Raw genomic sequence first — 11,609 nt, 5'->3', positions numbered from 1 at the left:
CTCCTGTTGCTCCCGTTGCTCCTGTTGCTCCCGTTGGACCTGTTGGACCTGTTGGACCTGTTGGACCTGTTGCTCCTGTTACTCCTGTTGCTCCCGTTGCTCCCGTTGCTCCCGTGTCACCTGTCGCTCCTGTGTCACCTGTCGTTCCTGTTGCTCCCGTTACTCCCGTTGGACCTGTTGGACCAATCTTAGGAACTGTCCCATCGCAACTAAAACAGCACGAATCAACATGTAAACCATTTTGATTATTACATCCACAATATCCATTTGCATTATTACTCCATAAAGACATGTTGACCCCTCCCCCGTGTTCAATCTTTTAAGTACAACCCACTAATTAAAAATATCCTTCTAATAAAAATCAGTTTTTATTTTCCTTATCAACTACCCGCTCTAGGATAAACCTTTTATAAACAAAGTTTTTTCCTTACATTCTAATAAATATTACATGCAATACGCTCTCCTTTCGCTTGTACTTTCGCCTTCCTCATGAAAGGAATTTCAGCTCCTTCAACCTTGATACACGTATGCATTTCAATATGATATATTAAAATCCGTATAAATCGTTATTCTTAGTCGAAATTTTTAAAAAATATTGACACTTAAAATGCCCTCATAGTATGATTTGGTTGTTTTAATTGATAACGATTTTCATTATCGTACATATTGCAAATAAAACATTTTATTTGGGGGCAGAAGATGAAGAGAATTCTCAGTATTTTCATAGTAGTTCTTCTATTCGCTGTTGGATGCGGGCAGCAAAAAGAGGAGAAAAAAGAAACAAAAGCGGACAATAAAAATCAAGCTATAACAATTAAACACGCTGAAGGGGAAACGAAGTTAGATAAACCAGCGAAAAAAGTTGTTGTACTTGAGTGGGTATATTCAGAAGACTTATTAGCACTTGGTATTCAGCCAGTAGGGATGGCAGACATTAAGAATTATAATAAATGGGTAAATACAGAAACAAAACCGAGTAAGGATGTTGTAGATGTTGGGACTCGTCAACAACCAAACTTAGAGGAAATCAGCCGTCTAAAACCAGATTTAATTATCACAGCTTCATTCCGTGGTAAAGCAATTAAAAACGAATTAGAGCAAATCGCTCCTACAGTTATGTTCGATCCATCAACAAGCAATAACGATCACTTTGCAGAAATGACAGAAACATTTAAACAAATTGCAAAAGCAGTCGGAAAAGAAGAAGAAGGTAAAAAAGTATTAGCTGATATGGATAAAACATTTGCAGATGCAAAAGCGAAAATTGACAAAGCTGGCTTAAAAGATAAAAACATCGCAATGGCACAAGCATTTACTGCTAAAAACGTGCCAACATTCCGTATCTTAACTGACAATTCTACAGCTTTACAAGTTACAAAAAAATTAGGTTTAACAAATACTTTTGAAGCAGGTAAATCAGAGGCAGATGGTTTCAAACAAACTACTGTAGAATCATTACAAAGTGTACAAGATTCGAACTTCATTTACATTGTAGCTGATGAAGATAATATTTTTGACACTCAACTAAAAGGTAACCCTGCTTGGGAAGAGTTAAAGTTCAAAAAAGAAAACAAAATGTATAAATTAAAAGGCGACACTTGGATTTTCGGTGGTCCTGAGTCTGCAAAATCTTTAGCAACACAAGTAGCTGATGTAATGACAGCGAAGAAGTGATTACACGATGAATAGCTTACAACATACACTTCGAGCAAGTCTTGTATTCGGAGGAGGAGCAGCTCTCTTGCTCCTCCTTTTCTTTATTCATATCGGACAAGGACAAGCAAATATTTCCTATAGTATGATTATCGATGCTCTTATCTCACCGAACCAATCGCTAGAGCATCAAACTTTAATCATGCTTCGATTACCTAGAGCTGTAATCGCCATTTTAGCTGGAGGGGCTCTTGCTGCATCTGGAGTCATTTTACAAACTTTAACGAAAAATCCACTTGCTGAAGCCAGTACAATGGGAATTCATTCTGGTGCATATTTCTTTCTAGTAACCACTACTATTTTTTTACCGAAGGGGTTACAAATTAACTCTCTCCTTTTCACATTTATCGGTGGTGCAATTACTGCTTTATTTGTGTACCGTATTTCTGGCGGAAAAAAAGGCACTCCACTTCGTATGGCTTTAGCTGGTATGGTCGTTACATTAATGCTTTCAGCTTTTACTGGAACGATGCAACTTTTCTATGAAAATGAAACAGCAGGTTTGTTTTTATGGGGAGCTGGTTCCCTTATTCAAAATAACTGGAACGGTGTTCAATTCGCATTTCCATTCATTATTTTTTCTTTCCTAGTTTTACTATTCATGTCACGTAAGCTTAATGTCCTCTTACTCGGCGATGATGTAGCTGTTTCACTTGGAGAGAAAACCGTAGTAACACGGTTTATTGCATTTATCGCCGCCATCTTTTTAACAGCAGTAATTGTAACTGTTGTTGGACCGATTGGGTTTGTCGGCTTAGTTGCACCACACTTAATGCGCCTTATTGGTTATCGGCAACACTTTACCCTCCTTCTCTCCTCTTTCTTATGGGGAGCAATATTATTACTAGGAGCAGACGTTGTTGGTAGATTAATAGATCCAACCGGTGCTGAACTTCCTGTCGGAGCAGTCACGGCAATGATTGGATCACCTTGGCTTATTTATTTAGTGTATCGAATGATGAAATCGAAACAATATATGAATGATAACGGAGCGAATACAGCTAGAGCTAGTTCCCGTTATTACTCTTATAAAAAAGTAATCATTATATCTATCGTGCTTTGTATTGTGACGATTTCTCTTGGTGTTACAATCGGTAGTAACGCTTATATCGAAAGCATTACAAATGCCATAACAGGACAATTAACACAATTTGATAAAAATATGATGATGAATCTTCGTTTACCAAGAATGCTCGTTGCCGCTATTGCTGGAGCATGCCTTGCGATAAGCGGACTTGTTTTCCAAGGTATATTACGAAATCCACTTGCCGATCCTTCTATTATTGGTATTTCATCGGGAGCAGGTGTTGGCGCTTTAACCATTATGTATGTCTTCCCTGCACTTCCTGGTTTCTTCCTACCAATTGGTGCATTTATTGGTGGACTACTTGCAGTTGGAATTGTCCTCTTCTTCTCATGGAAATCAGGATTTAGTCCAACAGCTCTTGCTTTAATAGGAATTGGCATTTCAGCGCTCGGCTCAGCGATTATTCAAATCTTTATCGTTAGGGCAAATTTGAATGTTGCTGCGGCCTTAACATGGTTGTCAGGCAGTACGTATGCAAGAGGATGGAATCACTTAGAAAATATCATTCTATATCCATCTCTTATTCTTATACCAATTATCTTTTTCTTAATGAAACAACTTGACGTTCTTGTACTTGGAGATGATTTAGCAACCGGACTCGGGCAGCCTGTAAATAAAACGCGTCTTGCTCTAATTGTGTTAGCGACACTACTTGCATCAATTAACATTGCTGCTGTCGGTACAATTGCCTTTTTAGGTCTTGTTGCACCTCACTTAGCACGAATCGTCGTTGGTATGAATCATCAAAGACTATTCGTTTGTTCCGCACTGTTTGGAGCAATACTTCTTTCCATTGCTGATTTGCTCGGACGAACGATTGCATATCCGAAAGAAATCCCTTCTGGTCTTGTCGTTGCTGTACTTGGAGCACCTTATTTCTTGTGGTTGATGAGGAAGAGTGGGAAGAAGGTTAATTAAAAGCTGGCTTCATATATGAAGCCAGCTTTTCTATTATGGCATAAAGCGAAACTTTAATCAGTTAGGATTTTACGGGCATCCCGACCCCCATCTACCTTCTTCTCTCCAGCCGCACTTAGAGATGAGATTTTTACTGCCCGTTAATGCGGGATAAAATTAATATAAGCTTTGTACATAAAATATATAACAAGTGAATACATGATTATATTGAACACACTTCGTTTTAAAGTTAACTGTCTCTTTAATTTCTTATCCTTTAATTTTAGTTCTATTCCATTCGCTACTTTCAATCCACCAAGTATTTGAAATAACTCTCTATAATCATCAGCATTTCCCAACAATACATATTCCTTATCATTTTTATACTTTATATGCAGAAACTCACTTCCACCTTTACGGTCTAATATTGTTTTCATAGAAGCTATTTCATTTAATACACATACTTTTAGATCAACGTCATTATAATAACGATCTACAAAAAACACGTACAATCGTTCATTTGTAACGATTAGCATATTATTAATACCGAAGTTCATCGCAAGAACGCCTACCCCTAAGCTCATCGCTGTTCCTGTCTGCCAATTTTTCACGCGAGGATTTTCAGCAAACATACTATATAAAATCTCTTCACTTCCCTGTAGCCCTTCTTGTACAACCTCATGACATCGTTTCATTAAAATTTTTTTTGTTACAACTTCTTTTGTACGATTTATTTTCTTTTCATCTATTTTTTCATCATTTATATCGTCATCTACAAAATCATCTCTATACTGCAAATTATTTAATTCCTGAAGGAACTTCTCTTTATTCATCCCTATTCCCTCCCAACATCTTCTTCAATTTCTTTCTCCCTCTTGAAAGCCTACTATACACCGTATCTCGCGTCATACTGAACTCAAGCGCTATTTCTTGTACGCTATATTCATCTAAATACCTTTTTATAAAAATTTTCTTATCTTCTTCGTTCAATTCTTTAATTAAAACGAAAAAATTACAATCTCGCTCTTCTTTTGTTAAATTAACATTTTTTCCTTCTACATATATTTCTTGCTGAAACTCTTGTAATTGATAGACCTTATTACTTTTTCGTTTATAATCAATGGCTTTAAATTTCGCGACAGATATAAGCCAATTTCTAAACTTCCCACGATTTTCATCATAACTACTAATGTTGTACCAAACGATTAATAAAATATCATCAACACATTCATCCACTAACACCTTACTATGCGCCGTATCTAAAACACTGTGAACTACCCTATAAATTAAATCTCCATATCGATCAATTGCTGTATGTAATGCTAACATATCTTGTTTCCGAAGACCTTCTACTATTTCTATATCCTTCACCCTTATCACCACTCTTTACTCCATTCTCTATTCATTATATATACGAATGCATAGGGCGGTTTTCTGACACTTTTACAAATATTTTCTAATTATTTTTATATTGTAGCAATATGCATTGAAATTTTTTCTATAAAAAGGGAATGAATTAAGTATCTCGAACTTAATCTATGAACATAAGTAGGGGGGATAACAATAATGTACCAAACTATTGAAGGTTTTCTACAATCATGGACATACGAGGCTGAGTCTACTCAAAAGATGCTCGATACATTAACAGATGAATCTTTATTACAAGAAATTGCACCTGGGCACTGGACTTTAGGGAGAGTCGCTTGGCATATCGTTACAGCACTTCCTGTTATGCTATCAGGGACAGGACTTAAGTTTGAAGGAGAAACGAAAGATTATCCTGTACCAACTTCAGCAAAAACAATTGCAGATGGGTATCGCAAAGTGAATGTAGCTTTTGTTGAAGCTCTTCAAGGCGAATGGACAGATAAAGACTTAGCTACTATTAATGACTTCTTTGGTCGTCCTATGCCGAATTCTATATTTTTGATGACACTCATTAATCATCAAAATCACCATCGCGGACAAATGACTGTTTTAATGCGTCAAGCTGGCTTAACAGTCCCTGGCGTATATGGTCCTGCAAAAGAAGAATGGGCTGCTACTGGAATGGAAGCTCCCCAAATGTAACGACAGAAAAAGACAAGGTGTTTATGCACCTTGTCTTTTTCTGTAACTTGTTTCATGTGAAACTATTTTCTACTAAATGGTATTTTATGAGAAAATACGTTAAGATAAATTCATATTAATTGGAGGGAACTAAATTGAATACAACAAACAAAAAAGTAACAATAAGAACTCTCTTACTAACTTCTATCATTGGAGTTATCGGTGTATCTCTTTATTTCACAAGTTATGGTACCCCTTGGGGAAAACAAACAGCAGTTGCTGAATCAAAAGAGTATATTACAAAATACTTTAATCTAGATGCAAAAGTCAAAAATACTTCTTACGATTCTAAAATGGATAGCTATGCAATCGCCTTTGAAACAATTGAAGATGGGGAGTTTACTATCGAATATAAAGGTCCTAATAACTTTAACATTTCTCCAGGAGTGCAAGAGTATTTAAGCAAACACTATAAATTTACAGAGTAGTAACGAAGCATACATATACAAAAAAGAGTTGGTATAACGCCAACTCTTTTTTACGTATTCTTGTCATACTGTTATATCTTCCTTCTCTATATTTTTAACTCCGTAATATGCAATCGCAACTCCAATTGCTGCCAATGATAGTTGAAGGGGAAGAAAGGTTGCTGTAGAAAACATTGGAGTGTTATTAATTGCAATTGATACAACGATAAGAGATGAAACAATTGTAGTTGGCACTGAACGTTTACGCATTCCGAAATATAGAGGTATTAAACTTATTCCAGCAGTGGCAATAGCTAAAGGAACAAGGTTTATCCCTTCTCGCGTCAATTGATCTACTGTGAATGAATTAGGAAGAATTGAAAAATAACTATCTATCCCAAAGAAAACTCCTACTACTAAAATGTTAGATAAAATAACTGTTATAAATGTTAATATTGCTGTAATAGCCAACTTACTAACCATCATTTTCTTTCGGTTAATTGGGTAAGAAAACATAAGTAGTATTGTTTTATTTTTATATTCACTAATTATTAACCTTGCGATTAACACACTACCAAAAATAATAAATGTTGCCCTTACTACTGTACTGGCCATCAACAAAATTGTCTGTGGATCCCTTATTTCCGGATCACCTTCTACTTGAGCAACGATGCTCGTAAAGATCATTAATGCCAGTATAGCGATATTTGCAATAATCGCTCCCCTCACATACCATCCAAGCTTAAACTTCTTCAATTCTAGCTTCATAAGACGTAGCATAATAGTCCTCCTTTCATTTACATTTTAATCGATATAAATCGCTCCTGTTTTACTTAAAATCTTCACCTCGTTTTTTGCATCACCGATGGTTCCTGCTTTTACCTTTTCTGTATTTTTATCTTTCTTAAGTCCATTTACATTCACCATTACATCAGACGAATTACTTTTAGCCGTAAGTTTTAAAGAAATCGGAACACCTTTATACCGTACGCCAATATCGCCTGATTTTGTTTCTACAAATAATGATTTTCCTTCTTTCATATCTTTCAGTAATACTTCACCGGATGTTGAAGTGATGTTCATATTTTCATTTTTTATGTTTTTCACATAATTATCGCCAGTAGTAGAAGTTATATTTACTTCTTGTAATGAACTATCTTTTAACATTAAATCTCCACTTTCGGATGTGAACTCACCCTTCTCTGCCGATAGTCCTGTAATCATTTCATCTCCAGACTTGCCTTTTGTCACGATACTTTTTACTTCTATATCGCTTATTTTCACATCACCCGATTTATTATTTAATACAATTTTATCTATTTCTTGCTTAGGAATAGATATAGATATACTATTTTTCTTCCTAAACGTAAAACCATTAAAAAATCTAGTCGCCTTTTGTTTTTGCTTAATCACAACTTTATTTCCTTCATGTTCTATTTCGACGGGATCTAGATTTTTATCTGCTCGTTGACCTTGGGCGAAGATCACTATTTTGTTAGCGTCTGTACTTTTAAATTCAATATCCCAGTTTTCATTGTCCACTTCTATTTCTTTTATATGATTTATCTCAAAAGACTTTTCTTTCTTAAAATCTTTCCCCTGAAATGTCTTAAAACCAAAAACTACACTAGCAATTGTCAGAAATAAAATTGCAATTACTATTATTTTTTTCACCATGCATACCCCTGTTCATTGTTGTTTTAAGCTTATTTTACGCCACATCAATCTTGTCGATCTTACGATACGAAAGATAACTAATAAAAATTCCTAATAAGCAGAGTACAATTGGGATAAATATAAAATCATACATACTTACTTGACCGTTTCCAGGACCAACGTTACTGTTCACTAACATCCCAATTATTACTGCAGAAGTAATCGTTGTCGGTGCCGATTTCTTTCTCATCCCAAAAAATAAAGGAATTAAACTAATACCAGATATCATAAATGCACTTATAAAAGTAGCTGGAACGGTAGCTATTATTTCCCCCATCGTCATAGGTGTTTCAAACAGCTCCATCATTGGGTTCATAAAAAATATGAGCAAACTAATACTGAAAGTAGCAATAATCATGCTCACAAAACAAAAACTGAAAACAATTGTTAATTTCGCTCTCATTAACTTTTTCCTTTGCAGTGGATACATAAACAATAGTTGCATTGTTTTGTTCTTATACTCATCAATTACTAAACGTGATAAAATGACCGCACTAAAAATAAGAAATGTTATCCTTATAAAAAGGTTCGCTAAAGTCATATATTTTGTGAAATCAGTTAGCGCCGCATCTCCTTCACCTTTCGCTCCCAACCCCATAAAACTTACCGCAGCAAAAATTGCTATAATACAAATGGCTACCCCTTTAAAATAACTAGATAATTGATGTTTCTTCCATTCAAGTTTCATTAATTTAAACATATAAACCACACCTCCATTACTGACATAACTATCTCTATGCTACTAACATTCTAATTCCAGCCGTAACTACGCTTAACATTCCTATTACTATTAGAATTAACAACCATTTCCGCTCTGGTTTTCTATAATATAAAATTCCACTTATGAACATTACGATCAATCCACTTACTAGATTCACTAACAATCCATTAAGCATGAATGCCCTCTCCATCCATTACATTTAAGAAATATTCTTCTAAGGAACTATGTTTCTTATTAATACTTTCAATTTCTACATCATTCATAATAAGTGCTTTTGAAATGGCTTGCTGCGTCGCCTTCAATTCATACACACGAATCATGTTTCCACTCATTATTTTGTAATTTTTTATAGCGAGTTTATCTTCTAAAATATAAGCTGCACGCTTCACATCAGGAACTGTGATTTCAATGTACTCTGTTTGTTTTCCGTTAATACTCTTCATCGAAACTTCTTTTATTAGTTTTCCATTTTGAATCACACCAATTGTATCTGCCATTAGTTCCATCTCACCTAAAATATGACTAGAGACTAATAAAGTAATGCCATATTCTTTGCAAAGCATTTTAAATAAGTCTCGTAATTCTTTAATACCAATTGGATCTAAACCGTTAATTGGCTCATCTAAAATAAGTAGTTCTGGCTTTGTCATGATCGCCCTTGCAATACCAAGTCGTTGCTTCATCCCTAATGAAAAATCTTTTACTTTTTTATCATCTATACCGTGCAGTTTTACTAAATTTAAAGCATGATCAATTGCGTTCTTATCGTAATACCCCATATATTCACAATGTAATTCTAAGTTTTCCTTCGCCGTTAATTTATCATAAAAGATTGGATATTCGATAATTGTCCCCATGCGCTTTAACAATTCATAAGATGTATCTGTTAACTTCTCACCGAAAATTTCAATATCACCGCTCGTCGGTTTGATTAAATTTGTGATCATTTTCATAATCGTTGTTTTACCTGCACCATTCGGCCCTAAGAAACCGTATATCTCTCCTTTTTTCACATGCATGTTAACGCTAGAAATAACTTCTTTCCCTTTAAACACTTTCGTTAGCTGATTCGTTTTTAATATATATGTCATGTCACTGTCTCCTTTCGCACTACTTTATATTTCTATAATAGACAACGGAAATCTCTTTTTTCTTACCCGTTCCTTACAAATTCCTTACACTGAAAAAAAAAGCTTGTAGAATCTACTTCTCTACAAGCTAAAACAGCATCTTTGTTAATACAACTGTAAAAATTGTTTTTTCATACGGCTTACTAGAAAGATGTATTTCTCCGTCTATCGCTTCCACAAGCCTTTTCGTAATCGTTAACCCTAAACCACTTCCTTGGTACAATCTATTTCTGGAATCTTCAAGTGTGTACATACGCTCAAACACTTTATCAATATGAGATTCATCAATTCCTTTTCCTGTATCCCATACATCTATATACACACTCGTTTCATCATCTCTTAACGTCATACCAAGTGTCTTTCCATCGTCTCCATATGTAATCGCATTTGATATTAAATTATTCAATACCCTGCCTAATACTTCTACATTTCCAAGTGCATATATATTTCTTTCTGGTATACCAATATGAACTTGAAACCCTTTCGCCGTCACTAAATCATAAAACGATAAAATCTTCTCGCGACAAACTGCATTCATATTTACTTTTGTTATCTCGATTGCTTTGTCACCAGATTCTAATTTTGCTAAATCAAAAAACTTATGAATTAGTTCCATTACCTCTAATGTTTTCACATGCACCTTTTCAAGTAATATTTGCTGTTCTTCCTTGTTAATCGTTTTATCCTTATTTAACATTTCTGTATATCCAAGAATAACTGTTAGTGGCGTCTTTAAATCATGTGAAATATTTGAAAGCATTTTTCTCATCGAAATTTCTACTTTTGCATGATCTGCATTCGTTTTCTGTTTTGCATCTAACAAATGATTGATAGCCACTAATAACTTTTGCAATTCTGTATCATCCGTCATAATTAATAGCTTCTCACCAGTTTGTTCTTTTACAATTCGATTTAACTTCTCATACGTGTAGCGTAAATTCCTACTACTATTTTTCCTAATTTTATATTGCACGTAAATAACGATCAGCAATATAATAATCACCACGGTTAAAAATACAACCATACTACATCACTTCCAACTTATAGCCGATGCCCCATAATGTTTTAATATATTCTGGATTAGATGGATCACTTTCAATTTTCTCACGTAATCTTCTCATATGAACATTAATAACATTATCATCACCATAATATTCTTCATTCCAAACAAGCGTATATATTTGTGCTTTCGTAAAAACACGATTTTGATTCTTCACGAATAGCTTTAAAATCTCAAATTCTTTTAAAGTAAGTTTAAGCTGTCTTCCCTTTTTCTCCACAGTAAAATTAATTGGGTCAATTATTAAATCACCAATCTGAATGGCCTCATCTTTTGATTCCACAGCTGAATACTTTGTAGACCTCCGAATACCCGCTTTTACACGTGCAGCTAGTTCAATCATAGAAAACGGCTTACAAATGTAATCATCTGCTCCAAGTCCTAATCCAACAGCTTTATCAACATCTGTATCTTTTGCCGACATCATTAAAATCGGAACGGCACTTTTTTCTCGAATGATTCGCACAACCTCTAAGCCATCTAGCTTTGGCATCATAATATCGAGGATGATCAAATCAAATGAACCTTTTAAATATGTGTTCACGCCTTCTTCTCCATCAGATGCGATTGTAACTTGAAAACCTTCTTTTACTAAATATGTTTCAACCATCTCTTGAATTGAGATGTCATCTTCAACTAATAAAATATGATGTGACATATTTCTATCCCCTTTTTTACAAACATTAACATTTTAATTGTATCGTAACGAAGGAATGCTGGAAAGAATTATATGAATTTTTAAACCAACTTCCCTTCCTTCCTTAACAAT

13 protein-coding genes and 1 pseudogene are annotated in these 11,609 nt (G+C 34.7%); 4 read left to right on the top strand and 10 right to left on the bottom strand.

The features are described 5' to 3' along the window. Window positions 1-292: pseudogene (locus BAU23_RS22975) on the bottom strand (BclA C-terminal domain-containing protein); the annotation flags it as partial. A gap of 407 nt (window positions 293-699) precedes the next feature. Between BAU23_RS22975 and BAU23_RS22970 the strand changes: the two are divergent. Continuing rightward, the gene (locus tag BAU23_RS22970; protein ID WP_071735199.1) at window positions 700-1,674 is read left to right on the top strand and encodes an ABC transporter substrate-binding protein; all 975 of its coding nucleotides are present in this window, start codon (window positions 700-702) and stop codon (window positions 1,672-1,674) included. Between the two features lie 7 nt (window positions 1,675-1,681). Further along, the gene (gene fhuB, locus BAU23_RS22965; protein WP_071735198.1) at window positions 1,682-3,718 is read left to right on the top strand and encodes a Fe(3+)-hydroxamate ABC transporter permease FhuB; all 2,037 of its coding nucleotides are present in this window, start codon (window positions 1,682-1,684) and stop codon (window positions 3,716-3,718) included. 140 nt (window positions 3,719-3,858) lie between these two features. Here the strand turns inward: fhuB and BAU23_RS22960 are convergent, their stop codons facing one another. Together BAU23_RS22960 and BAU23_RS22955 are read right to left on the bottom strand one after the other, a co-directional pair. After that, a complete protein-coding gene (locus BAU23_RS22960) occupies window positions 3,859-4,530 on the bottom strand; it encodes a hypothetical protein (protein WP_001031086.1) in 672 nt (223 codons plus the stop codon). Continuing rightward, complete coding sequence (locus BAU23_RS22955) at window positions 4,523-5,077, bottom strand: sigma-70 family RNA polymerase sigma factor (RefSeq protein ID WP_016130304.1); 555 nt, start codon at window positions 5,075-5,077, stop codon at window positions 4,523-4,525. The genes BAU23_RS22960 and BAU23_RS22955 overlap by 8 nt, the downstream gene beginning before the upstream one ends. Before the next feature lie 186 nt (window positions 5,078-5,263). Here BAU23_RS22955 and BAU23_RS22950 point away from each other — a divergent pair, with 186 nt between their 5' ends. Both BAU23_RS22950 and BAU23_RS22945 read left to right on the top strand, forming a co-directional pair. Continuing rightward, a complete protein-coding gene (locus BAU23_RS22950; protein ID WP_000284982.1) occupies window positions 5,264-5,767 on the top strand; it encodes a DinB family protein in 504 nt (167 codons plus the stop codon). Window positions 5,768-5,901: 134 nt separating this feature from the next. After that, complete coding sequence (locus BAU23_RS22945; protein WP_071735197.1) at window positions 5,902-6,234, top strand: YfjL-like protein; 333 nt, start codon at window positions 5,902-5,904, stop codon at window positions 6,232-6,234. Window positions 6,235-6,297: 63 nt separating this feature from the next. On the opposite strand, the gene BAU23_RS22940 is transcribed toward BAU23_RS22945, so the two are convergent. From BAU23_RS22940 to BAU23_RS22915, 7 genes are all read right to left on the bottom strand, one after another. Further along, complete coding sequence (locus BAU23_RS22940; protein WP_000945197.1) at window positions 6,298-6,993, bottom strand: ABC transporter permease; 696 nt, start codon at window positions 6,991-6,993, stop codon at window positions 6,298-6,300. A gap of 24 nt (window positions 6,994-7,017) precedes the next feature. Beyond that, on the bottom strand, window positions 7,018-7,890 hold the full coding sequence (locus BAU23_RS22935) for a DUF4097 family beta strand repeat-containing protein (protein WP_071735196.1): 873 nt from the start codon (window positions 7,888-7,890) through the stop codon (window positions 7,018-7,020). Window positions 7,891-7,924: 34 nt separating this feature from the next. Continuing rightward, window positions 7,925-8,629, bottom strand: a complete 705-nt coding sequence (locus BAU23_RS22930; protein WP_000475543.1) for an ABC transporter permease — start codon at window positions 8,627-8,629, stop codon at window positions 7,925-7,927. A gap of 34 nt (window positions 8,630-8,663) precedes the next feature. Continuing rightward, the gene (locus BAU23_RS30320) at window positions 8,664-8,825 is read right to left on the bottom strand and encodes a hypothetical protein (protein WP_000931768.1); all 162 of its coding nucleotides are present in this window, start codon (window positions 8,823-8,825) and stop codon (window positions 8,664-8,666) included. Continuing rightward, window positions 8,818-9,741, bottom strand: coding sequence for an ABC transporter ATP-binding protein (locus BAU23_RS22925; protein WP_000221078.1), 924 nt, complete (start codon window positions 9,739-9,741; stop codon window positions 8,818-8,820). Before BAU23_RS22925 ends, BAU23_RS30320 begins: the two co-directional genes overlap by 8 nt. A gap of 127 nt (window positions 9,742-9,868) precedes the next feature. Continuing rightward, window positions 9,869-10,804, bottom strand: coding sequence for a HAMP domain-containing histidine kinase (locus BAU23_RS22920; protein WP_071735195.1), 936 nt, complete (start codon window positions 10,802-10,804; stop codon window positions 9,869-9,871). A gap of 1 nt (window position 10,805) precedes the next feature. After that, on the bottom strand, window positions 10,806-11,498 hold the full coding sequence (locus tag BAU23_RS22915; protein WP_000018051.1) for a response regulator transcription factor: 693 nt from the start codon (window positions 11,496-11,498) through the stop codon (window positions 10,806-10,808). Between the last annotated feature and the right edge of the window lie 111 nt (window positions 11,499-11,609).

Origin of the sequence: Bacillus nitratireducens, from assembly GCF_001884135.1 — a bacterium.
Lineage (GTDB): Bacteria > Bacillota > Bacilli > Bacillales > Bacillaceae_G > Bacillus_A > Bacillus_A nitratireducens.
The sequence above is the reverse complement of the archived record's forward strand: the minus strand, read 5'-3'. Positions and strand labels throughout refer to the sequence as shown.

Excerpts from the sequence above, each read along its gene's own strand:
- BAU23_RS22970 (WP_071735199.1), top strand. The coding sequence starts at position 700 with ATGAAGAGAATTCTCAGTATTTTCATAGTAGTTCTTCTATTCGCTGTT.
- fhuB (WP_071735198.1), top strand. The coding sequence starts at position 1,682 with ATGAATAGCTTACAACATACACTTCGAGCAAGTCTTGTATTCGGAGGA.
- BAU23_RS22960 (WP_001031086.1), bottom strand. The coding sequence starts at position 4,530 with ATGAATAAAGAGAAGTTCCTTCAGGAATTAAATAATTTGCAGTATAGA.
- BAU23_RS22950 (WP_000284982.1), top strand. The coding sequence starts at position 5,264 with ATGTACCAAACTATTGAAGGTTTTCTACAATCATGGACATACGAGGCT.
- BAU23_RS22940 (WP_000945197.1), bottom strand. The coding sequence starts at position 6,993 with ATGCTACGTCTTATGAAGCTAGAATTGAAGAAGTTTAAGCTTGGATGG.
- BAU23_RS22935 (WP_071735196.1), bottom strand. The coding sequence starts at position 7,890 with ATGGTGAAAAAAATAATAGTAATTGCAATTTTATTTCTGACAATTGCT.
- BAU23_RS22930 (WP_000475543.1), bottom strand. The coding sequence starts at position 8,629 with ATGTTTAAATTAATGAAACTTGAATGGAAGAAACATCAATTATCTAGT.
- BAU23_RS30320 (WP_000931768.1), bottom strand. The coding sequence starts at position 8,825 with ATGCTTAATGGATTGTTAGTGAATCTAGTAAGTGGATTGATCGTAATG.
- BAU23_RS22925 (WP_000221078.1), bottom strand. The coding sequence starts at position 9,741 with ATGACATATATATTAAAAACGAATCAGCTAACGAAAGTGTTTAAAGGG.
- BAU23_RS22920 (WP_071735195.1), bottom strand. The coding sequence starts at position 10,804 with ATGGTTGTATTTTTAACCGTGGTGATTATTATATTGCTGATCGTTATT.
- BAU23_RS22915 (WP_000018051.1), bottom strand. The coding sequence starts at position 11,498 with ATGTCACATCATATTTTATTAGTTGAAGATGACATCTCAATTCAAGAG.